Below are 20,783 nucleotides of genomic sequence, written 5' to 3' on the forward strand. Positions count from 1 at the left end.
CCTTTGTCAGCGCCTATGCGGCGTCGCGCGCCTTGCCCATGATGATCATGCTCAGGATGTCATCCTCGGTCACGTCGCCGACCTTTTCGGTGCCGATCAGCGCGCCGTTCTTCATCACCGACACACGGTCGCACAGCTCAAGCATCTCGCGGGTGTCGTGGCTGATCAGGAAGATGCCAAGCCCTTGGGCCTTTAGCTCTTTGATCAGATCGGCAACCATCTTGCTTTCATGCACCCCAAGGGCGGCAGTCGGTTCGTCCATGATCAGGATCTTGGCGTTGAAATAGACCGCGCGGGCAATCGCAACCGATTGCCGCTGACCGCCCGAAAGCGCCGAGACAGGCTCGCTTATCTTCTTAAAGTTGGGGTTGAGACGCGCCATGATCTTGCGGGTTTCTGCCTCCATCCGCGCGTCATCCACAAGGCCGAATTTATTGGTCAGTTCGCGCCCCAGAAACAGGTTGCTGGGCGCATCAAGGTTATCGGCCAGCGCCAGCGTCTGGTAGATGGTCTCGATGTTGTGGCGGCGGGCGTCACGGGGCGAATGGATGCTGGCTTTCTTGCCCTCGATCCAGATTTCGCCCTCGTCCATCTGATAGGCACCAGCGAGGATCTTGATCAGCGTGGATTTCCCCGCGCCATTGTGCCCCAACAGGCCGACGACCTCGCCCGGATACAGGTCCAGCGACACGTTATCGACGGCACGCACCCCCCCGAAGGACAACGAGATATTCTTGAGCTCTACAAGCGGTGTCATGATTTCCCTCCCATACGGCGGCGATAGACGATGTCGATCCAGACGGCGAAAACAAGAACCGCACCGACGACGATGTTTTGTAGCGGTGCGTCAACGCCCACCATAGCCATGCCCGATTGCAGCGATTGCATGATCAAGGCACCCAGAATGGCCCCGTGGATCGTCCCTATACCGCCCGCCAGAGCCGTGCCGCCAATGACAGCCGCCGCAATAACACGCAGTTCGTCCAACGTGCCGATGTCGTTCGAGTGGTTGGTCAAACGGGCAGAGGCAACAACCGCGGATAGCGCCACCAGGGCCCCCATCAGGGCAAAGACCTTGACCGTCAGCAGACGGGTATTGATACCCGACAGCTCTGCCGCGTCGGGGTTGCCGCCCGTGGCAAAGATATAGCGCCCCAGCCGCGTGCGTTTGGCCATCACGGTCATGCCAATCGCCAGCGCGATCAGCAGCAACACCGAATAGGGGATACCGTAAGACGCGGTATAGCCTTCGGGCATCACATCGCCACGGGCCTTGAACTCGCGCATCAGACGCGCGGTCGGAACCTCATAGGCGTTCAGGATGGCGACAAAGCCCAGAATGCCCACGGCGATAATCAGACCGACCAGCACCTCGGCCCAAACCGGTTTCACGTGAAACCCGTGGTTGACCTTGTTGCGCCGTGACGACCACAGCGCCCAAAGCGCCAGAACCACGGCGATCAGCCCGACGACCCAAGACCATGTCTCGCCCAAGGTTCCGTTGATTCCGCCGAACTTGCGGAAGGTCTCATCCAGCGGCCCGATGGTTTGACCGTCGGTCATATACCACGCCACGTTGCGCCAGATCAGCAGCCCGCCCAAGGTCACGATGAAGGCGGGGATCGTGAGGAACCCGATCAGCCAGCCCTGAAACGCGCCGATGATGGTGCCAAACAGCAGGCCGACGACGATGGCGATCCAGGGGATCATCGGATGCCCCAACCCCATGCCCAGCATACGCGGCAGGATATCGGTCTGGGTCATCGCCATCGCGGCAGAGCAGGTGGCCAGCATCGCGCCGACCGACAGGTCGATGTGTCGGGTCACGATCACAAAGACCATACCGGTCGCCATAATGGCAACGCTGACCGTCTGGATCGTGAGGTTGAAAATATTGCGCGGCGTCAGAAAGCGCCCGTCGGTCAGCACGTTGAACACGAGGCAGACCAGAATGAACGCACCGATCATCCCTAACAGACGGGTATCGATTTCGAGCTGGCTAAGAAAAGAGCGCTTGGGCGCTGTCGGCGACGGATGTACATCTGCCCCGGTTTCGGTGGTCGTATCTGTCATGTGATTGGCTTCCGGATTGGGTCGCAATGTCAATCAGCGGGGCCGCAAAGCGCGGCAGCCGGGCTGAAGCAAACGGGTGGCACACCCCGCATCAGGGGGCGGGGTGTGCGTTTTGGTCTTAGTTACAGGCCGCGACGTCTGTCACGCCTTGGCACAGGGCTTCTTTCGAAATCCAGCCGGCGTCCAGAACCGCGTTCAGGTTGTCGATGGTGACAGGCACGGGGGCCAGAAACTTGGCCGACAGGGCCGTGCCCGCAGGGGATGTCCATTCCTGCGCGCCGTCCACGTCTGCCATCTCGGTGCCGCCGGCAAGGGCAACAGCGATTTCGGCTGCGTTCTTGCCCAGATCACGGGCGTCTTTCCAGACGCTGACGGTCTGCGTGCCCTTGGCAACACGGTTCAGCGCCGCGTGGTCGCCGTCCTGGCCGGACACGGGCGTGCCTTCCATGCCTTGCGCGGTCAGCGCGGCAACGGCACCGCCTGCTGTCCCGTCATTGGAGGCAACAACCGCATCAACGTTGTTGTCTTGCGCGGTCAGGATCTGCTCCATGTTGCGCTGTGCGTTGGCGGGCAGCCAGCCGTCGGTATAGGCTTCGGCAACGATGGTGATATCGCCCGCATCAATCGCGGATTGCAGCACTTCTTGCTGGCCGCCGCGCAGGAAGTCGGCGTTCGGATCGGTGGGCGAGCCCTTGATCATCACATAGTTGCCCTTTGGCATCGCTTCCAGCACGGCACGCGCTTGCATACGGCCCACCTCGACGTTGTCGAAGGTCAGGTAAAAGGCGCGGGGGTCTTCGATCAGGCGGTCATAGCCCACAACCGGAATACCTTCGTCCGCGGCTGCGGTGATTGCGGGGCCGATGGCCTGGCTGTCTTGGGCAAGGATGATCAGCGCATCAACGCCTTGGGCGATCAGGCTTTCCACATCCGACAACTGCTTGGCCGACGACGATTGCGCATCGGCGCTGACATATTTCGCACCGGCAGCGTCCAGCGCGGCCTTGATCGCGGCCTCGTCTGTTTTCCACCGCTCTTCTTGGAAGTTCGACCAGCTCACGCCGACGGTGATATCCTCGGCTGCTGCGGTCTGAGTGAAGCCAGCAGTGGCGACGGCCGCTGCCATAAAGAGTTTACGCATTTCTTTCCTCCCAGATGAAATGATCCGATGTCCTTGGTGGCATCGGTGACGTCGTAGTATGAGGTTGCGCACTTTAATTCAGTTGTCAAAATAAATTTTACATTATGACACAAAGAATTTGACACAGATCGGCAAAACACGGCTTATTTCCTGTGGGAGACAGAGGGATTAACCTGTTGCAGGGGAATTTCAAAATACATCGGGAGGATAAAGTTTGGCGAGCGAACTAATTCGCGACCTTGGGTCGGAGGGGTCAAAACTTGTGTCTTCAGGCTGTGGCCCGCTGCTGGCCTTGCCGCAGGATGATACACGCCCGCTGCGCCAACAGGTGTTTGAACAGGTCCGCGCGAACGGGCAGATGCCGCGCATGGATGTGGCGCGCAAGCTCAACATCAGCCCCGGGTCGGTGACCACCATCACCTCTGATCTGATCGCGCGCGGTCTGCTGCAAGAGGTAGAGGACAGCCAGCGCGGCCCCAGCCGTGGCCGCCCGCCCATTGCCCTGCGGGTCGCCCCGCAAAGCCGTTTCGTCGTGGGCATGAAGCTGTCGGACGAACGCCATACCGCGGTATTGCTGGACCTTGCCGGCACGATCATCGCCGAGGCCCATGTCGCCAGTGCGTCGCTGCGGCAGTCTACCGAAGATATGTTGTCCGAAGTCAGTTCCCTCATGGACAGGTTGTTGCAGAAATCGGGACGCGTAATGTCCGACATCAGCGCCGTGGGAATCGGCTTGCCCGGGCTGGTGGATGCGAGCCTAGGGATCGTGAAATGGTCGCCGGTGATGCTGGATACGGATATGCCGCTGCGCGATCTGCTGTCGAAAACGCTGGGGCTGCCTGTGTCTTTGGACAATGACACCAACCTGCTGACGCTGGCCGAACTGTGGTTCGGGGCCGGTCGGGGGATTTCCAACTTTGCCGTGGTGACCATTGAACGCGGCGTCGGCATGGGGCTGGTGCTGAACAACCGGCTGTTTCGCGGCGCCCTTGGCCCGGGGATGGAGCTGGGCCACACCAAGGTGCAGTTGGACGGTGCCTTGTGCCGTTGCGGGCAGCGCGGCTGTCTTGAGGCCTATGTCGCCGATTATGCCATTATCCGCGAGGCAGGCACCGCGTTTGAACGCGACCCGCGCGCCGAAAGCTCTGCCGTGTCGATGATCGAAACCCTGTATGACGAAGCGAACGCGGGCAACGAGGCCGCGCTCGCGATCTTTAACCGCGCCGGACGGTTCCTGAGCGTCGGGCTTGCCAATATCGTGCAGTTGTTTGACCCCGAACGGATCATTCTCAGCGGCGAACGGATGCGCTATGACTATCTGAACGTTGATGATGTGTTAAGCGAGATGAACTCTATGATCCTCCCCGCAGGCCGCGCGCCGACCCCTGTCGATATCCACGCTTGGGGCGGGTCCGTCTGGGCGAAAGGGGCTGCTGCACTGGCCCTGTCCGATGTGACCGACGCCCTGCTGGGGGAGAATGCTGCGTGATCCATCGTGTGCTAGCGGCAGCCTGTGTCTTTGCCTCTGCTGCCCATGCCGATCCGTTGTTTCAGGACATCAGCGCGGGCCTGCCCGACCACCATTATACCGGCGGGTGGGAACATTTTGTCGGCGGCGGTGTGTCGGCGTTTGACTGTTCGGGCGACGGGCTGCCCGATCTGGTGGCCGCAGGTGGCACTGCACCGCTATTGTTGCTCAAAAACGTCTCTGACGCGGGGGAAATCGCCTTTGAACGGGCTGTGATCGACCCCGAGATTACGGGCGCCACGGGGGCCTATCCTGTCGATATGAACGGTGACGGGCTGCTTGATCTATATGTCATGCGCGTCGGGCCGGACCGCGTGCTTCAGGGCGGCGCGGATTGCCAGTTCACCGATGTGACAGAGGCATGGGGCATCCCGCAAACCGATCAATGGACCACCGCCTTCACCGCCTGGTGGGAGGATGGCGCATCCTTTCCCACGCTTGCGATCGGCCATTATGTTGACCGCGCCAATCCCGACGGGCCGTTTGGTGCCTGTGATACCAACACGCTGCTCACACCCAACGGCGGCACCTCGCCCCAATATACCGCGCACGCGCTGTCGCCGGGGTATTGCGCCCTCTCGATGCTTGCCGCAGAGGATGCGCGCGGGCTCAAATCGCTGCGAATCTCCAATGATAGACACTATTATGTCTCCGGCGGGGCCGAGCAGATGTGGGATATCGCTGAACAGCGGTTCCTGACCGAAGCGGATGGCTGGGCCAAAGTCTCGCTTTGGGGGATGGGGATCGCCAGCCGTGACCTGACGGGCGACCAACGGGACGAGCTGATGCTCACCTCTATGGGGGACCAGCTGATGCAGGTGGCGCAAGCCGACGGCAGCTATCGCGGCGCGCCCTATGACATCGGCACCTATGCGCAGCGCCCCTATGTGCCCGGCGATGGCCGCCCGTCTACCGGATGGCACGCCAGTTTCGCCGATGTGAACAACGATGGCCGCGCCGATCTGTTTATCGCCAAGGGCAATGTCGACCAGATGCCCGGCATGGCGATGCGCGATCCGAATAACCTGTTGATCCAAGGGGAGGATGGCCGTTTTACCGAGGTTGGTGACACCGCAGGTGTGGCCGATATCGCGCGGTCACGGGGGGCGGCACTGGCGGATTTTGACGGCGACGGGCTGCTGGATCTTGCCGTGGTGAACCGGCGCGCGCCGATGCGTATGTATCGCAATGTGACGCCCGAGGCAGGCCGCTTTGTGCGCATCGCGGTGCGGGGCGCGGGCGGCAATCGCTTTGCCGTGGGGGCGCGGGTGATCGTGACGGTGGGCGACGCCGTGCAAAGCCAGCAAATTACCATTGGCGGCGGTCATGCGGGGGCGGTGCTGGCACCGCTGCATTTCGGCATCGGCGACGCGGCAGAAGCAACGGTGCAGGTCCGCTGGCCAGACGGCACCCAAAGCGACCCCATGCGCGTGACGGCAGGCGATCAGATCACGGTCACGCAGCCCGATTGATCAGGGCGCACCGCCCACGGCCAGACCGCTTGGCACCGTGTCAGGGATACCCAAGCGTCCCGACAGCGCCTGCGGGTCATCCAGACTGCGCAAGAAAGACACTAACGCGGCGATATCACCGGGATTCAGCCCTTTGGGCGCGCGGATCATCGCGGCTTGGGTGATGGCATCGCGGGAGGCGGGGTCGTCCATCTCGCGCCAGTCATCCCCGTCCAGCGGCGGCAGGCGGACCCCGTTTCTGTCAGCCGCGCCGGGGGCAAAGCGTTTCGCCGCGCGGGCCGGATCCATATGATCGCGCAAGAACTTCTCTATCTGGCTGTGCCCGCCCGCATGCCCCCAAGGGCCGGTCTGCATCACATTGCGCAGGGACGGCGTGCGAAAGGCATAGGCATCGGCCCCATTTCCGGTCACCCCCATGCGCCCCGTATCGCGGGTGTGGGTTTCAAACACGGCTGCCTTGCCGGGGCCAAGCTGCGGTGCCCCCATCGCGTGAAAACTATGGTCGGTCTGGAACGCCCCCGCGTGGCAGGTGCTACAGCCCGCCTCGCCATAAAACAGCGCCATGCCCTTTTGCGCATCGGCGTCCAACGGGGCTGACGGATCGCGCAGATAGGCATCAAAGGCAGAGCTGTCTGACCGCCATTCATAGGCCACAAAGACGGCAATCGCGTTTGAAATATCGGTAAATCCGATGTCGTCGGGCGTGGTGATATGATCATAGACAGATTGGAACCGCCGCGCATAGTCGGGCAAGCCCGCCACCCGTCGCGCCAGAATATCCCACGCCCCGCCCTGCGCCGTGATCAGACCCTGACGCACGGCTTTGGCCACGTCATTCTCCATATTCTGGCCGGCCATCTCGTCGGGGCTGAGCACCGGAAACATGGTTTGCGCCGAGAGCAAAGACGCAAAACCGTCAAGCATATCGTCGTCCAGCGGCGTGCGGAAACCCGAGGGCATCCCGGCGTCAACCTCGATCCGGCCATCGTGGAACAGCACGGTGAATTCCCTTGCGCCCAGATTGAACAAGGCAGGCGAATTGCGCGGGATGCGGTGGGGCGGCATGTTGTCGGGATCCCCGCGCCGTTCCAGCCCCAGCCCGACCCCACCTTCGCCCAGACCCAGTGACACGCCATCGCTGGTGGCAAAATCAGGGTGGTGACAGGTGGCGCAGGCGATATTGCGGTTGCCCGACAGGATCGGGTCGTAAAACAGCAATTGCCCGAGGATCGCCTCGTCCAGATCGACGGGCGCAAAGCTGGCCGGATCAACGGGATCGGGCAGCGGCCCCGCGACGCCAGGAAACGGCGCAAGACAAAGGGCGAAAGCGGTGGCAAGGGTGGTCTTCATCATCGTAGTTTTGCGGAAAAACCGCTTCGGTACAAGCGTTTGACGCGGGACGACCCGCAATCAAGATATGCCGAAAACCGCACAGACCAACGCAGGCGGGAAAAATTTCTTTTGCGCGCGTCAAAACCGCTTTAGGGTCTGAAACCAGGCCGGAAACATCGGTCAAATCAACGGTTGGAGACCACGAATGGGCAAAAGAGATGAATGGATCGCGAAATATGCCGACGATCTGCAAACGAAATGCGGCATGACGCCAGATATGGACCTGCTGACGAAAGTGACCATCGGTTGCGGTCCGTCGATCTATAACGCTGACGCGCAGACCATCGCCGCGTCGCAGGAAAGCGAGCTTGAGCTGGTCAAGAACAACTTCCTCATCAAAAAGCTTGGTCTCTCGGATAGCCCCGAGCTGATGGACGGTATCCACAAGGCCGTAGAGACTTACGGCAAATCCGAGCGGAACAAATACCGCGCGGTGGTCTATTATATGCTGACCAAACACTTCGGCAAAGAATCCGTTTACGCGTAAATCTGACCCTGCCGAACTGAAAACGCCCGCTTGGTTCAGCGGGCGTTTTTATGTCTAAAGCGCGTGTCTAAAGCGTGTTTAAGGCTCTAGGGTTTGGTGTTTCCCAAGGCGCAGATCGCGCTCCATTGCTCTGCTGTGACAGGCTGGACAGACAGACGCGGGCTTTTGACCAGCGGCATATCATCGAACCGGCCATCGGCCTTGATATCGTCCAGCGTCACCGGTTTTTCAAACGGGCGCACGGCTTTGATATCGACACATTCCCAGCGTGCGTCCTCGGTCGAGCTATCGGGATGCGCGGCGGCGCAGACCTCGACAATGCCGACAATCGCGCGCTCGCCTTGCGAATGGTAGAAGAACCCCAGATCGCCAACCGCCATCTCGCGCATGAAGTTGCGCGCCTGATAGTTGCGCACGCCGTCCCATTCCTCGCCCGCGTCCCCCTTGGCGACCTGATCCGGCCAGCCCCAGGTCGAGGGTTCGGATTTGAACAGCCAGTAGGCCATTACCCGATCACCCGGTTCCACGGGATCAGCTGCACATCGGCGAACAACCCGGCCTTGGCATAGGGGTCATTGTCGGCCCAATCCTGTGCCGCGGCTTTGTCAGCGACATCCAGAATGACCAAAGACCCGATCATATCGCCGGCATCATCCAGCAGCGGACCGGCCTGGGCAACGACGCCAGTGGATTTCAGGTATTCCACATGGGCGGGGCGGTTTTCCTGACGCACGGAAAGCGCGCCAGCTTTGTCTTTGGCAATAAGGGCAACCAGCATGTTATTCTTCCTTTAAAGGGCGGGTCAAAAGCGCTTTCATCGCGCTGGCTACATCTAAGCGGTTCTCGACCAGACCTGCAACGGCGGCGGTGATCGGCAGATCCAGCCCGTTGTCATGGGCCAGCGCATCGACCGCCCGCGCGGTGGCGGCACCTTCGACGGTGGTGGCGCTGTCAAAGGGCTCCCCCCGGCCGAGGGCCAGCCCCAGCCGGTAGTTCCGCGATTGGGTCGAGGTGCAGGTCAGCGTCAGATCGCCAAAACCGGACAGGCCCGCCAAGGTCACCGGATCCGCATGGTGATGCGCGGCAAGCCGCTGCATTTCGGCGAAGCCACGGGTCATCACGGCGGCGCGGGCGCTTTCGCCCAGGCCCGCGCCGATTGCGGCACCGCAGGCGATGGCCACCACGTTCTTTAGCGCGCCCCCCAATTCCGCACCCACGGTATCAGAGGTGCGGTAAAGACGCAGGTTTGCCGTTGTTAGGCTCTGTTGTAGGGTCGCGCAGGTGGTTTTATCGGCGCAAGCAAGGGTCAGCGCCGTGGGAAGCCCCCGCGCTATGTCCGCGGCAAAGCTTGGCCCCGTGAGGATCGCTGCGGTCGCATGGGGCAGCACCTCGCGGATCACGGCGACAGGGCCAAGACCGGTGTTCAGCTCGATCCCCTTGCAACAGGCGACGATGGTCTTGCCGTCCAATGCGGCAGCGTTATCGCGCAGAAATCCGCGCAGTTTTTGCATCGGGACGGCGGCGAGCAAGGTCTGCGCCTTGGCGGCCTCTGCCAGATCGCCGGTCACGAACAGGCCCTCGGGCAGCGGGCAACCGGGCAGGCGGGCGGTGTTTTCACGGCTCTGCCCCATGCCCTGTGCATCCCGCGCCCATAGCGTCACCGCGCCCTTACCCGCCAAAGAGATCGCCAACGCAGTGCCAAACGCACCGGCCCCCAGAACGGCAATGCTCATGCTTTCGCTCCTTTTTTGCCGCTGCCCAACATGGCGGGCTGGCTTGTGTCCAGCGGCCAACGCGGGCGGGCCGACAGGGTCAGATCATCGGGCGCGCGCAGCTGGCTTTGCTCGATCGCGGCAAAGGCGATCATCGCGGCATTATCGGTGCACAGCGACAGCGGCGGCGCGATAAAGGCGCAGTCTACTTCGGCGGCAACAGTCTCTAACCCGCGGCCTATTGCCTTGTTCGCGGCCACGCCACCCGCAACACAAAGGGTGCGCACATCAGGCGCATGGTCCAGATATTTCCGCAAGGCGCGGCGGGTCTTTTCGGCCAGTACATCGGTTACGGCTGCCTGGAAACCGGCAGCCAGATCGGCCTGATCCTGAACGCTCAACCCGCCTTTTTCGTCGATCACCTTGTCCCGCGTGCGCAGCACCGCCGTTTTCAACCCCGAAAAAGACATGTCGCAATCGGGCCGGTCCAGCAGCGGGCGCGGCAGGGCAAAGCGCTTTGGATCGCCCGCCTTGGCCGCTTGTTCAATCGCGGGCCCCCCCGGCTGCGGCAGTGAGATCAGGCGCGCCACCTTGTCAAAAGCCTCGCCCGGGGCGTCGTCGATGGTGCCGCCCAAGCGTTCAAACCGGTCCGGCCCATGCACCAGCAGGAACTGGCAATGCCCGCCGGACACCAGCAACATCAGATAGGGATAGGGGACATCATCGGTCAGCCGTGGCGTCAGCGCATGGCCCGCCAGATGGTTCACGCCATAAAGCGGCTTGCCCGTCGCGGCCGACAGCCCCTTGGCGCACATCACGCCCGACAGCACGCCACCGATCAGTCCCGGTCCCGCGGTCACGGCGAAACCGTCAACATCCGCCAAGGTCAGCGCGGCCTCGGCCAGCGCCTTTTCGACGCAAAGGTCAAGCTTTTCCGCGTGGGCGCGGGCTGCGATTTCGGGGACGACACCGCCGAAAGAGGCATGAAGCTCGGTCTGCCCCACAACGACAGAAGACAGCACGAGGGCGCGTTGCCCCGGCAGCTGACGCACCAGTGCGGCGGCGGTATCATCGCAGCTGCTTTCCAATCCAAGAAGTAACATGGCTGTTTCCGTTGCAAGGGTGACAGGGGCCAAGTAACACCTTGGGGCAGGTGGAACAATCCTTGGGGCCCAAGCGTCAGATGACAAAACCAGCGTTGATCCTGACCCGCCCTGCGCCCGCCTGCGTGGCGTTTGCGGCCAGCCTGCCGGCTGCACTGCTGTCGCGGGTGCGGGTGGTGACCAGCCCGTTGCTGCAAATTCGACCGACCGCCGTACCTGTTGATCTGGGCGGCATCGGCGGGGTGATCTTTACCTCGGCCAATGGCGTGGCGCATGGCCCGAAGGGCGGCACCCTGCCGGCTTATTGTGTGGGCGAGGCGACGGCGCAGGCGGCTGCGGCCAAGGGCTGGCAGGTCGCGTGTTACGCGCCCGATGCCGCGCGTTTGCTCCCGATGATCAAGGCACATCGCCCCGCGGCGCCCCTGCTGCATCTGCGCGGCACGCATCAGCGCGGGGATATTGCCGAACGGTTAACGCAGGCCGGTCTGCCGACACGCCCTGTGGTGCTTTATGACCAGCAGGCGCTACCTCTGACGCGTGACGCCCAAGCCGCGCTGGCAGATGGCCCGTCGATCGTGCCGCTGTTTTCCCCGCGCACCGCCGCGCAATTCGCCGATCAGGCATGTGAAACGCGGCGGGCCACCATCATCGCCCTCAGCCCCGCCGTGGCCGAGGCGCTGGACCGCACAGTGGTTCAGCAGATACTCATCGCCCCTGAACCAACCGCCACGTCACTGCGTTTTACGCTTGAAACTGCGGTGGATTGGAACAGGTTAGCTTGAAGGTCGACCTAGATGCCGTCTAAGGTTGTGAAATACGTCTGATATCAGGTCAGAATCGGAAAGGTTTTTAAGCGTGGCGAAAGCGAAAACACCCAGTTCAGGTGACGACACCCCGAAGACATCTTCGACATCAAAGGCGTCTGCTGCCGCCGCCAAGCCGAAGACCACAGCGAAGAAAACCGGATCGTCCACGGCGACAAAACCGGCTGGGACAACGGCGAAGCCATCAACGGCCAAGCCCAAGCCTGCGGCCAAGACATCTGCTGCAAGCGCGGCGAGCGCTGATAAAACCGCGACGGGTAAAGCCAGCGATGACAAAGCGAGTGCCAAACCGGAAAGCGTGAAAACCACCGACACAGCATCGGGTGCTGTGAAAGCAAGCGACGCCAAAGAGGCAACGACACCCGCTGTGAAAACGGGGGGCAGTGATACAGCGGCCAAGGCTGCTTCGCCCGCGACCGCCTCGACGTCTGCCAAACCCGAGACGAAGCCAAGTGACACAAAATCCGATGCAAAGCCTGACACGAAAGATGTAAAGCCGGACACGGCCTCTGATAAACCGGCAACGCCCGCGTCAAAGCCAGCGACGTCAACCGCATCGACCACATCAGCGAAACCGGCCACGCCAACCAAGACGCCGCCCCCCGTCACCCCTGTGGCAGAGCCTGAAAAGCGCGGTAGTGTCTTTTGGCCGATGCTGTTCGGCGGCATCATCGCGGGCGGGATCGGCTTTGCCGTGGCGGAATATGATTTGCTGGAACAGGCGGGCCTGCGCCCTGCGGACACCTCGCAATCTAGCCTGACCGACACGATCGCCGCGCAAGAAGCACGGATCAAGGCGCTGGAAGAGACAGACCCGGCCCCCGCGCCCACCGATGACGCCGCCCTGCAAGAGGTTCAGGCGCTGGTGGCCGAACTGGCCACCCGTGTGGATGATCTGGGCAGCCGCCCCGCGACAGAGGCGCCGGCCCCTGTCGATACGTCAGCCTTTGAAAAGGAACTGGCGGCGCTGCAATCCTCGGTCGAGACGCAGCGCGATGAAATTCAACGTCTGCTCGACAATGCGCTCAGCGTAGAGGAAGCGACGGCACAGGCCGCACAGGCCGCGACGTTGCAATCCGCCTTGGGCCGGATCGTCTCTGCCGTCACAACCGGCCAGCCCTTCGAAGCAGAGATTGCGGATCTGCAAGCCAATGGTATTCAGGATGTCCCGCCGGCCCTTGCCGATACGGCGGCGACGGGCGTTGTCACCGCCGCCAATCTTCAGGACCGTTTCCCCGATGCGGCACGGGCATCGCTTGCAGCGGCACGCGCGGCCTCGCCTGATGTGGACGGGGGCGGCATTGGCGGCTTCTTCAAGCAGCAGTTGGGGGCGCGGTCGGTTGCACCGCGTGACGGGGATGACCCCGACGCGATCCTGTCGCGCGCCGAAGCGGCAATGCGCGACGGGCGTCTGGCCGATGCGCTGGCAGAGGTGAAAGCCCTGCCGCCCGAAGCCCAAGAGCCCCTGTCAGAATGGCTCTCTGATGCGCAAGCGCGCCACGACGCCCAAGACGCCGTACAGACATTGACACAACGCCTGACGGCGAACTGAGGAACCTGATTTATGCTTTGGTCACTGATTAAGATCGTTGTGTTCGTTGCGGTGATTGCCGCCATCACCTGGGGCGCATCGTTCTTGCTGGAAAGCTCGGGCGGGTTGCAGGTCACCGTGATGGGCACCGAATACAGCTTTGGCCCGCTGCAATCCGTCATCGCCGTGGTCCTGCTGGTTGTCGCGGTCTGGATCATGCTCAAGATCTTTGCGCTGCTGGTTGCGGTCTGGCATTTCCTGAACGGCGACGAAACCGCGCTGTCGCGCTATTTCGACCGCAACCGCGAACGCAAGGGCTACGAGGCGCTCTCCGAAGGGCTTATGGCGCTGGCCAGCGGCGAAGGGCGTCTGGCGATGGCCAAGGCCGCAAAGGCGGATAAATACCTTGAACGTCCCGACCTGACCAATCTGCTGATCGCGCAGGCTGCGGAAATGGCGGGCGACCGTCGCAAGGCAGAAGAGACCTATCGCAAGCTGGTGACCAACGAACGCACCCGTTTTGTCGGTGTGCGCGGGATCATGAAACAGAAGCTGGCCGAAGGCGACACGGAAACCGCGCTGAAGCTGGCCGAGAAAGCCTTTGCCATCAAACCGAAACATGCCGAAACCGGTGATGTGCTGCTGAAACTGCAGGCCGAGAAAGAAGATTGGGCCGGTGCGCGCCAAACGCTGAACACCAAGCTCAAGAACGGTCAGATGCCGCGTGATGTGCATAAACGTCGCGATGCCGTGCTCGCCCTGTCCGAGGCGAAAGACGTCATTGCCGAAGGCAACAGCATCGAAGCCCGCGAGGCCGCGATCGAGGCGAACCGCCTGTCCCCCGATCTGATCCCCGCAGCCGTGATGGCGGCGCATGGTTATATCGATCAGGGCAAACCGAAATATGCGGCCCGCGTGCTGAAAAAAGCGTGGGACGTACAACCGCACCCCGATCTGGCCGGTGCCTTCGCCGCGATCCAGCCGGACGAGACCCCGAAAGAGCGGCTCAAGCGGTTTACCACGCTGACCCGCGTGCAGCCGGACCACCCCGAGACCAAGATGCTGCTGGCAGAGCTGAACATCGCCGCCGAAGATTTCCCGCAAGCGCGCCGGTCCTTGGGGGATCTGGTCGAAACCGACCCGACCGCACGTTCGGTCACCTTGATGGCGGCCATCGAACGGGGCGAGGGGGCTTCGGATACCATCGTCAAAGGCTGGCTGGCACGGGCGCTGACCGTATCGCGCGGCCCTCAGTGGATTTGTGACAACTGCCAACATATCCACGCGAGCTGGAAGCCGATCTGCGAAAACTGCCACAGCTTCGATACGCTGGCGTGGAAAACCCCGCCCCTGTCCGAAGTTGCCATGCCCGGCGGTGTGCAGATGCTGCCGCTGATCGTCGGCGCACTAGAGGATAACTCGGGCGCGGATGCCAAGCCGCCTGTGGCCACCCGCGCCGATATCGAGGATGCAGAGCTGATCGACGACACCCCCGCAGGCGCCGCCGATCCGGTTGAAAAACCAGCGACCCAGCCCGAGAAATAGCGCGGGGCCCAAAGGTAAACGAAAACAAAGGCCGGCACGTATTGTGTCGGCCTTTTGCGTTGCAGCTTATGTCTAACCGGCCTTTTGGTGTCTTATCGGATGACGGGGCTGCCGCAGGGGCGTATGTCTGTGACACGACTATTGCAAAGGATATGCCCCATGCCCGCTGATGATTTTGTATTCCCCCCCGCGCCGCAGGCCAGTCTGGCTGTGCAGGGCACCGACGCCCGTTTTCCCATGCGCCGCATCTTCTGCGTGGGTCGCAACTACGAGGCGCACGCCCGCGAGATGGGCAAAGATCCGACGCGTGAGGCTCCGTTCTTTTTCACCAAACCCGCCGATGCGGCGCTGGATACGCCATGCACCATCCCCTATCCGCCCCAGACAGAGGATCTGCACCACGAGATCGAGCTGGTGATCGCCATCGGCAAAGGCGGGCGCAACATCGCGGAAGCTGACGTGATGGATCACGTCTGGGGGGCTTCGGTCGGGATCGACCTGACCCGCCGTGACTTGCAGGCAGAGGCGAAGAAAGCCGGTCGGCCATGGGATTGGGGCAAGGCCTTTGACAACTCCGCCCCGATTGCCGCGCTGAAACCCATCGCCGATGTCCCGTCTGTGGAACAGGGGCGCATCTGGCTTGCCGTGAACGGTGAGGTGCGGCAGGACGCCGATCTCGCCGATCTGATCTGGTCGGTACGTGAGCACGTGGCGATCTTGTCGCAATCTATGGCGCTGGCCCCGGGGGATATCATCATGACGGGCACACCAGCCGGTGTCGCGGCCCTTGTGGAAGGGGATGTCGTGACCGGCGGCGTTGACGGGATCGCGACGCTTGAGGTGACGATAGGCCCCCGCGCCTGAGCCCCAGCATCGCCCCGCGACAAAAGCGCCCGTTGAAATCACGGGGGCGCCCCCTAGGTTACAAGATGATTCATACATATGGGAAATCGCAATGAAACATATCTATAGCGCTCTACTGGCCACCGTGATCGCGGTTCCGGCCCTGGCAGACAGCCATAGCATGGGTGACGCAGACGCCGGCGAAAAGCAGTTCGGCAAATGCAAAGCCTGCCACATGATCGTGGACGACGCTGGCGAAACCTTCCAGCGGGGCGGCAAAGTCGGTCCGAACCTTTACGGTATCATCGGCAAGCAGGCCGGCACCGTCGAAGACTATCGCTATGGCGATGATCTGGTCGCCGCCGGTGAAGCCGGTCTGGTCTGGGACGAAGCCAATATGGCCGAATACCTGCAGAACCCCACCGATTTCCTGCGCACCACACTGGATGACAAGAAAGCCCGTTCGAAAATGTCGTTCAGAATGCGCAAAGGCGGCGAAGATGTTGCGGCCTATCTCGCGACGTTCTCTCCCGAAGCCGAGGCCGCAGCAGACGCGCCCATGGCCGACGATGCAGAGGCCGAGAAAACCGAATAAGCGGCTCTAACCCGCCTGATTGGCCCGCGTTTCCAGAGGGGGACGCGGGCCTTTTTATGACCTTAGCTGTTCAGATCAGACCAGCAAGGCAGCAGATCGCCCGCCGCCGGTGTCGCGTGATAGGCTGCCCGCGCAATCGCCCGCGCCAGACACAGTGACGCGGCATGACCGATCAGCGGCAGAATGCTCTCGGCAACCTCATGCGCGCCGGTGCTCAGGCCAAAGACCAGATCACCGTCATAGGGGGTATGCGCAGGCACCGTGGCCCGCCCGATCCCGTCATGGGCCGCAACGGACATCCGCTGGCATTGCGCCTTTGTCAGGGTCGCATCCGTCGCGACAATCGCGATCGTCGTATTTTCGCGCGGGGACATCGACGCCATCTTGCGGCTTTCCATCGTCATCCCCAGCCCCGTCGCCGGGTCCGGGCCCATGCCGCCGAACTCTGCTTCCACCTCGAAGGGGGCGGCGTAGAAGTGACGGTCACCCGGCGTGGTGACGGCCCCCACCGGATTGGCCGCGACCAATGCGCCGACCATTGTCCCATCCGGCAGGTGCAGTGACGCAGACCCGAGCCCGCCTTTCACCATCGCGCTCAGCGCGCCGGTGCCCGCGCCGATGGTGCCGAGCGTGAAATCTTCAGCCGCGGCGTCATAGGCCGCACGGCCCAAGGCGCGGTAGGGGTTCTCTGCCCAGGTCTTGTCACCGCCGTTCAGCAGGTCAAACAGGATCGCCCCCGGCACCAGCGGGATCGTCGCATCGCCCAGCCGAAACCCGCGCCCCGCCGCGCGCAGCCCGTCCACCACGCCCGAACAGGCATCCAGCCCATAGGCCGACCCGCCCGACAGCACCAACGCATCCACCGCGGCGACCGATTTATCGGGGGCGAGCAGATCCGTCTCGCGCGTGCCGGGGGCACCGCCCATCACATGGACAGAGGCGGTAAAGGGGTCATCCGCCAGCAGCACCGTCGTGCCGGATTTCAGCGCATCGTCCTGCGCGTTTCCCACCCGAAGGCCGGGCACATCGGTGATCAGGTTTCTGGGTCCGGGTTTCATAGGGCAGGGCCTTTGGTTGGTGCGGGACGCTCCGCGGGGAGTTTATTTGGCAAAATGAAGCAGGGGCATCACAGATCCGGCAAACGGGGCGCGGCGGCGAGGAGTTTTTGCGTGTAAGGGTGTTGCGGGCGATCAAAGACGTCGGCGGTGGCACCTTGTTCAACGATCTGCCCCGATTTCATCACCAGCACCCGGTCCGTGACCGTGCGCACCACGGACAGATCATGGGAGATAAAGAGATAGGTCAGGTCATAGGCGCTGCAAAGCTCTGCCAGCAGATCAAGGATCTGCGCCCGAACCGAGACATCGAGCGCGCTCACCGCCTCGTCAAAGAGGATGAGGTCGGGGCGGATGATCAGGGCGCGGGCGATGGCAATGCGCTGGCGCTGCCCGCCCGAGAATTCGTGGATGTATTTGGTCGCATCTTCCGGCGACAGCCCCACGGCGGTCAGCGCATCGGCGATGGCATCGCTGCGGGCGCGGCCCTTGGGCGGGTCGGGCAGCAGGTGGAACGGTTCGGTGATCAGCCGGTCCACGCGGTGGCGCGGGTTGAAGCTGCCGAAGGGGTCCTGGAACACCACCTGCATTTTGCGCCGCACGGCAAGATCGGGTTTGCTGCCGCTATAGACTGGGGTGCCGTCCAGCGTGATGCTGCCGGATTGCACCGGTTCCAGACCCAAAAGCGCCCGTGTCAGGGTCGATTTCCCGCAGCCGCTTTCACCCACGAGGCCCAGGCGTTCCCCCCGTTGCAGGGTGAAGGACACGTTATCGACGGCGCGGAACCGACCCGGTTTGCCGAACAGCGTCTTGCGTGGCAGCACGTAATCGCGGCTCACGTTTTCCACCTTCAGCAGCGGTTGCGGAGGCGGGGCGGCGGGCAGGGCGACCGCATGGGTCGAGGCGGCAAACAGCATCCGCGTATAGGGGTGGCGCATGGTTTGCAGCAGGGCCTGTGTGTGCCCCTGTTCGACGATTTCTCCCTTGCGCATGACGATGATGCGGTCGGCCATATCGGCGACCACCGCCAGATCATGGGTGATCATCAGCAGCCCCATCCCGTCCTCCCGCGCCAGCGATTTCAGCAGATCAAGGATCTGCGCCTGCGTCGTGACATCCAGCGCGGTGGTCGGTTCATCGGCGATCAGCAAGCGCGGCCGCAGCGCGATCGCCATCGCGATCACCACCCGTTGGCGTTGCCCGCCCGACAGCTCGTGCGGGTAGCGGGACAGGGGAAAGCGGTCATTTGGCAGGCCGACCCGTTCCAGCGTTTCGGCGGCTTGGCGGGCCGCGGCGTGACGTGACACGGTTTTGTCGTGAATCCGGATGGTTTCCGCCACTTGATGGCCGATGGTTTGCACCGGGTTCAGCGCCGTCATCGGTTCCTGAAACACCATGCCGATGTCATTGCCGCGGATCGCGCAAAGCTCGGCTTCGGGCAGGGCCAGCAGATCTTGATCGCCCAGCATGATATGACCGCGCGCCTGCGTCCCCTTGGGCAGCAGTTGCATCGCCGCCAGTGCGGTCATGGATTTGCCCGACCCGCTTTCGCCGGTGACGGCCACGATCTCTCCGGCGTCGACACAGAGGGTCACGCCCTGCAGGATATTGAACCAGTGGATCGCCACCGACAGGTTGGTGATGCTAAGCAAGCTCATATCCGGCGCACCCGCAACCGCGGGTCCAGCGCATCGCGCAGCCCGTCGCCCATCAGGTTCAGCCCCAGCACCGTCAGGATGATCGCGAACCCCGGCACCAGCGCCATATGCGGTGCGATGCTGACCATGGTTTGCGCATCTGCCAGCATCCGGCCCCAGGATGGCGTCGGCGGCTGCGCGCCCAGCCCGACATAGGACAGCCCTGCCTCGGCCAGAATGCCGAGGCTGAACTGGATCGTCCCCTGCACGATCAACAGATTGGTCACATTGGGCAGGATATGTTCGACCGAGATCCGCGCCGCCGATTTACCAGCGACCCGCGCGGCGAAGATGAACTCTCGCTCCCACAGGCTGAGCGCGGCACCGCGGGTGATGCGCGCAAAGACGGGAATGTTGAAGATGCCGATGGCGATGATCGCGTTCACCGCGCTGGCCCCGAAGATCGCCGTGATCAGGATTGCGATCACCAGCGAGGGGAAAGCAAAGACCAGATCGTTGCCGCGCATGATGATCTCGTCCACCAGCGACCCGCGTTTGGCTGCCGCCCACAGACCAAGCGGCACGCCAAGGCCCATGCCGATACCCACCGCCACCAGCGCCACGGCGATAGAGGTGCGCGCGCCGACCATGATCATGCTCAGGATATCGCGGCCAAAGTGATCGGTGCCCAGCAGATGCGCACCGCCGACCCCTTGCAGCTTGTTCGGGATATCCATCGCCGTATGGGAAAACGGCGTCCAGACAAAGGACACAAGCGCGGACAGCACAAAGACCGAGGTCAGCAGCGCGCCAAGGATCAGGTTCCGGTTCATGCGCGCGCCCTCAGACGCGGGTCAACCGCCGCATAGGCCAGATCCACAAGGAAGTTCACCACAATGACCGAGAAGACCAGCAGCATGACCACGGATTCCACCACGATCAGATCCCGCGCCGAAATGGATTGAAACACCAGCCGTCCAAGCCCCGGCAGATAGAACACCTGTTCAATGATGATCGACCCCGCCAGCAGGAACGAAAATTGCAGTCCGATGATCGTCAGCACAGGGATCAGCGCATTGCGTAACCCGTGCCGCCACAGCGCTTGTCTTTCGGTCAGCCCTTTGGCGCGGGCGCTGCGCATATAGTCTTCGCCCAAGACATCCAGCAGCGCAGACCGCATGACCCGCGCCAGAATGGCCGCCTGGGGCAGGGCCAGCGCAATGGCGGGCAGGGTCAGGGCGTGCAGCCCCGTCAGCACACCCTGATCCCAGCCGACAAAACCGCCGGCGGCGAACCAGCGCAGGTTGATGGCGAATATCAGCACAAGGATCATCGCGAACCAGAAATTGGGCACCGCGACCCCCAGTTGTGTGGCCCCCATCACCCCCATATCCCCGGCTTTGCCACGCCGCGCCGCCGCATAGATCCCCGCGGGAAAGGCGATCAGCGTGGACAGCCCAAGCGCGTACAGCGCCAGCGGCAGGGACACCCAAAGTCGCGCGGCGATCATCTCGGACACGGGGGTGCGGTAGGTATAGGAGGTGCCGAAATCCCCTTGCAGCAGCCCGCCGACCCAAGCCAGATAGCGCGCCGGTTTCGATGCATCGAGCCCAAGCTCACTGCGCAAAGCAGCAAGCGTTTCAGGCTGCGCATTCATCCCCAGCATAAAAGAGGCCGGGTCACCGGGGGCAACTTCGATAACGGTAAAGATCACCAGCGACGCAACAGCCAGGCTGATACAGAGCGAAAGCAAACGTTTGAGCGTGTACCGGATCATGCGGCCGAAGGTAGGCGCGCAAATCAACAGCGTCCAGCGCAGAAAAACCTTTTTAAGGCGAGCGGGTT

21 protein-coding genes are annotated in these 20,783 nt (G+C 62.6%); 8 read left to right on the forward strand and 13 right to left on the reverse strand.

All coding sequences use genetic code 11. The features are described from left to right. Positions 1-13: 13 nt before the first annotated feature. The 3 genes from B3849_RS06225 to xylF all read right to left on the reverse strand — a co-directional run bounded on the left by B3849_RS06225 (position 14) and on the right by xylF (position 3,214). Entirely contained in the window at positions 14-757 is a 744-nt protein-coding gene (locus tag B3849_RS06225) for an ATP-binding cassette domain-containing protein (protein ID WP_005850705.1), read from the reverse strand. Next, the gene (locus tag B3849_RS06230) at positions 754-2,073 is read right to left on the reverse strand and encodes a sugar ABC transporter permease (RefSeq protein WP_005850703.1); all 1,320 of its coding nucleotides are present in this window, start codon (positions 2,071-2,073) and stop codon (positions 754-756) included. The genes B3849_RS06225 and B3849_RS06230 overlap by 4 nt, the downstream gene beginning before the upstream one ends. 118 nt (positions 2,074-2,191) lie before the next feature. Then, positions 2,192-3,214 carry a D-xylose ABC transporter substrate-binding protein gene (gene xylF / locus B3849_RS06235; protein ID WP_037942471.1) on the reverse strand — a complete coding sequence of 341 codons (1,023 nt, stop codon included), beginning with the start codon at positions 3,212-3,214 and terminating at the stop codon, positions 2,192-2,194. Between the two features lie 262 nt (positions 3,215-3,476). Between xylF and B3849_RS06240 the strand changes: the two genes are divergently transcribed. Both B3849_RS06240 and B3849_RS06245 read left to right on the forward strand, forming a co-directional pair. Continuing rightward, positions 3,477-4,703 carry an ROK family protein gene (locus B3849_RS06240; RefSeq protein WP_278376314.1) on the forward strand — a complete coding sequence of 409 codons (1,227 nt, stop codon included), beginning with the start codon at positions 3,477-3,479 and terminating at the stop codon, positions 4,701-4,703. After that, positions 4,700-6,214, forward strand: a complete 1,515-nt coding sequence (locus B3849_RS06245; protein ID WP_278424613.1) for a CRTAC1 family protein — start codon at positions 4,700-4,702, stop codon at positions 6,212-6,214. The genes B3849_RS06240 and B3849_RS06245 overlap by 4 nt, the downstream gene beginning before the upstream one ends. Here B3849_RS06245 and B3849_RS06250 read toward each other — a convergent pair whose 3' ends face one another. Further along, positions 6,215-7,564 (reverse strand): cytochrome-c peroxidase, encoded by a 1,350-nt coding sequence (locus tag B3849_RS06250; protein WP_286779917.1) that lies wholly within the window; start codon positions 7,562-7,564, stop codon positions 6,215-6,217. It lies immediately after the preceding gene. A 187-nt stretch (positions 7,565-7,751) separates the two neighbouring features. Here B3849_RS06250 and B3849_RS06255 point away from each other — a divergent pair, with 187 nt between their 5' ends. After that, positions 7,752-8,093 carry a DUF2853 family protein gene (locus B3849_RS06255; RefSeq protein WP_005850691.1) on the forward strand — a complete coding sequence of 114 codons (342 nt, stop codon included), beginning with the start codon at positions 7,752-7,754 and terminating at the stop codon, positions 8,091-8,093. A gap of 86 nt (positions 8,094-8,179) precedes the next feature. On the opposite strand, the gene B3849_RS06260 is transcribed toward B3849_RS06255, so the two are convergent. The 4 genes from B3849_RS06260 to tsaD are packed head-to-tail and all read right to left on the reverse strand — an operon-like array spanning position 8,180 to position 10,908. Continuing rightward, on the reverse strand, positions 8,180-8,599 hold the full coding sequence (locus B3849_RS06260; RefSeq protein ID WP_037942475.1) for an EVE domain-containing protein: 420 nt from the start codon (positions 8,597-8,599) through the stop codon (positions 8,180-8,182). Next, positions 8,599-8,871, reverse strand: coding sequence for a YciI family protein (locus B3849_RS06265; RefSeq protein ID WP_005850688.1), 273 nt, complete (start codon positions 8,869-8,871; stop codon positions 8,599-8,601). The genes B3849_RS06260 and B3849_RS06265 overlap by 1 nt, the downstream gene beginning before the upstream one ends. A 1-nt stretch (position 8,872) precedes the next feature. Next, the gene (locus B3849_RS06270) at positions 8,873-9,826 is read right to left on the reverse strand and encodes an NAD(P)H-dependent glycerol-3-phosphate dehydrogenase (protein ID WP_278424617.1); all 954 of its coding nucleotides are present in this window, start codon (positions 9,824-9,826) and stop codon (positions 8,873-8,875) included. Next, positions 9,823-10,908 carry a tRNA (adenosine(37)-N6)-threonylcarbamoyltransferase complex transferase subunit TsaD gene (tsaD, locus tag B3849_RS06275; RefSeq protein WP_037942479.1) on the reverse strand — a complete coding sequence of 362 codons (1,086 nt, stop codon included), beginning with the start codon at positions 10,906-10,908 and terminating at the stop codon, positions 9,823-9,825. Before tsaD ends, B3849_RS06270 begins: the two co-directional genes overlap by 4 nt. Before the next feature lie 80 nt (positions 10,909-10,988). Here tsaD and B3849_RS06280 point away from each other — a divergent pair, with 80 nt between their 5' ends. Then, positions 10,989-11,690 carry a uroporphyrinogen-III synthase gene (locus B3849_RS06280; RefSeq protein WP_278424619.1) on the forward strand — a complete coding sequence of 234 codons (702 nt, stop codon included), beginning with the start codon at positions 10,989-10,991 and terminating at the stop codon, positions 11,688-11,690. Here the strand turns inward: B3849_RS06280 and B3849_RS06285 are convergent. Next, positions 11,682-12,401 carry a hypothetical protein gene (locus tag B3849_RS06285; RefSeq protein WP_286779918.1) on the reverse strand — a complete coding sequence of 240 codons (720 nt, stop codon included), beginning with the start codon at positions 12,399-12,401 and terminating at the stop codon, positions 11,682-11,684. The genes B3849_RS06280 and B3849_RS06285 overlap by 9 nt on opposite strands. On the opposite strand from B3849_RS06285, the gene B3849_RS06290 reads away from it, so the two are divergent. The 4 genes from B3849_RS06290 to B3849_RS06305 all read left to right on the forward strand — a co-directional run bounded on the left by B3849_RS06290 (position 12,385) and on the right by B3849_RS06305 (position 16,246). Then, positions 12,385-13,284, forward strand: coding sequence for a COG4223 family protein (locus B3849_RS06290; protein WP_278424622.1), 900 nt, complete (start codon positions 12,385-12,387; stop codon positions 13,282-13,284). The genes B3849_RS06285 and B3849_RS06290 overlap by 17 nt on opposite strands. Before the next feature lie 12 nt (positions 13,285-13,296). Further along, entirely contained in the window at positions 13,297-14,808 is a 1,512-nt protein-coding gene (locus B3849_RS06295) for a heme biosynthesis protein HemY (RefSeq protein ID WP_278424623.1), read from the forward strand. A 159-nt stretch (positions 14,809-14,967) separates the two neighbouring features. Then, positions 14,968-15,672, forward strand: coding sequence for a fumarylacetoacetate hydrolase family protein (locus B3849_RS06300; protein ID WP_064217253.1), 705 nt, complete (start codon positions 14,968-14,970; stop codon positions 15,670-15,672). A gap of 91 nt (positions 15,673-15,763) precedes the next feature. After that, complete coding sequence (locus B3849_RS06305) at positions 15,764-16,246, forward strand: c-type cytochrome (RefSeq protein ID WP_243250918.1); 483 nt, start codon at positions 15,764-15,766, stop codon at positions 16,244-16,246. A 62-nt stretch (positions 16,247-16,308) separates the two neighbouring features. Here the strand turns inward: B3849_RS06305 and B3849_RS06310 are convergent, their stop codons facing one another. From B3849_RS06310 to B3849_RS06325, 4 genes are all read right to left on the reverse strand, one after another. Then, complete coding sequence (locus tag B3849_RS06310; RefSeq protein WP_278424624.1) at positions 16,309-17,304, reverse strand: P1 family peptidase; 996 nt, start codon at positions 17,302-17,304, stop codon at positions 16,309-16,311. A 68-nt stretch (positions 17,305-17,372) separates the two neighbouring features. Continuing rightward, the gene (locus B3849_RS06315) at positions 17,373-18,959 is read right to left on the reverse strand and encodes an ABC transporter ATP-binding protein (protein ID WP_286779919.1); all 1,587 of its coding nucleotides are present in this window, start codon (positions 18,957-18,959) and stop codon (positions 17,373-17,375) included. Further along, positions 18,956-19,771, reverse strand: a complete 816-nt coding sequence (locus tag B3849_RS06320; protein WP_278424627.1) for an ABC transporter permease — start codon at positions 19,769-19,771, stop codon at positions 18,956-18,958. Before B3849_RS06320 ends, B3849_RS06315 begins: the two co-directional genes overlap by 4 nt. Beyond that, complete coding sequence (locus tag B3849_RS06325; protein WP_037965886.1) at positions 19,768-20,715, reverse strand: ABC transporter permease; 948 nt, start codon at positions 20,713-20,715, stop codon at positions 19,768-19,770. The genes B3849_RS06320 and B3849_RS06325 overlap by 4 nt, the downstream gene beginning before the upstream one ends. Positions 20,716-20,783 lie beyond the last annotated feature (68 nt).

The sequence above is a fragment of the Sulfitobacter sp. UBA4523 genome (assembly GCF_002388305.1).
Taxonomy (GTDB): Bacteria; Pseudomonadota; Alphaproteobacteria; order Rhodobacterales; family Rhodobacteraceae; genus Sulfitobacter; species Sulfitobacter pontiacus.

Coding starts and splice junctions, on each gene's coding strand:
- B3849_RS06285 (WP_286779918.1), bottom strand. CDS start 12,401: ATGCCGCCGAACAGCATCGGCCAAAAGACACTACCGCGCTTTTCAGGC.
- B3849_RS06305 (WP_243250918.1), top strand. CDS start 15,764: ATGAAACATATCTATAGCGCTCTACTGGCCACCGTGATCGCGGTTCCG.
- B3849_RS06265 (WP_005850688.1), bottom strand. CDS start 8,871: ATGCTGGTTGCCCTTATTGCCAAAGACAAAGCTGGCGCGCTTTCCGTG.
- B3849_RS06260 (WP_037942475.1), bottom strand. CDS start 8,599: ATGGCCTACTGGCTGTTCAAATCCGAACCCTCGACCTGGGGCTGGCCG.
- B3849_RS06295 (WP_278424623.1), top strand. CDS start 13,297: ATGCTTTGGTCACTGATTAAGATCGTTGTGTTCGTTGCGGTGATTGCC.
- B3849_RS06290 (WP_278424622.1), top strand. CDS start 12,385: ATGCTGTTCGGCGGCATCATCGCGGGCGGGATCGGCTTTGCCGTGGCG.
- B3849_RS06320 (WP_278424627.1), bottom strand. CDS start 19,771: ATGAACCGGAACCTGATCCTTGGCGCGCTGCTGACCTCGGTCTTTGTG.
- B3849_RS06315 (WP_286779919.1), bottom strand. CDS start 18,959: ATGAGCTTGCTTAGCATCACCAACCTGTCGGTGGCGATCCACTGGTTC.
- B3849_RS06230 (WP_005850703.1), bottom strand. CDS start 2,073: ATGACAGATACGACCACCGAAACCGGGGCAGATGTACATCCGTCGCCG.
- B3849_RS06280 (WP_278424619.1), top strand. CDS start 10,989: ATGACAAAACCAGCGTTGATCCTGACCCGCCCTGCGCCCGCCTGCGTG.
- tsaD (WP_037942479.1), bottom strand. CDS start 10,908: ATGTTACTTCTTGGATTGGAAAGCAGCTGCGATGATACCGCCGCCGCA.
- B3849_RS06255 (WP_005850691.1), top strand. CDS start 7,752: ATGGGCAAAAGAGATGAATGGATCGCGAAATATGCCGACGATCTGCAA.
- B3849_RS06300 (WP_064217253.1), top strand. CDS start 14,968: ATGCCCGCTGATGATTTTGTATTCCCCCCCGCGCCGCAGGCCAGTCTG.
- B3849_RS06325 (WP_037965886.1), bottom strand. CDS start 20,715: ATGATCCGGTACACGCTCAAACGTTTGCTTTCGCTCTGTATCAGCCTG.
- xylF (WP_037942471.1), bottom strand. CDS start 3,214: ATGCGTAAACTCTTTATGGCAGCGGCCGTCGCCACTGCTGGCTTCACT.
- B3849_RS06250 (WP_286779917.1), bottom strand. CDS start 7,564: ATGAAGACCACCCTTGCCACCGCTTTCGCCCTTTGTCTTGCGCCGTTT.
- B3849_RS06270 (WP_278424617.1), bottom strand. CDS start 9,826: ATGAGCATTGCCGTTCTGGGGGCCGGTGCGTTTGGCACTGCGTTGGCG.
- B3849_RS06225 (WP_005850705.1), bottom strand. CDS start 757: ATGACACCGCTTGTAGAGCTCAAGAATATCTCGTTGTCCTTCGGGGGG.
- B3849_RS06310 (WP_278424624.1), bottom strand. CDS start 17,304: ATGAAACCCGGACCCAGAAACCTGATCACCGATGTGCCCGGCCTTCGG.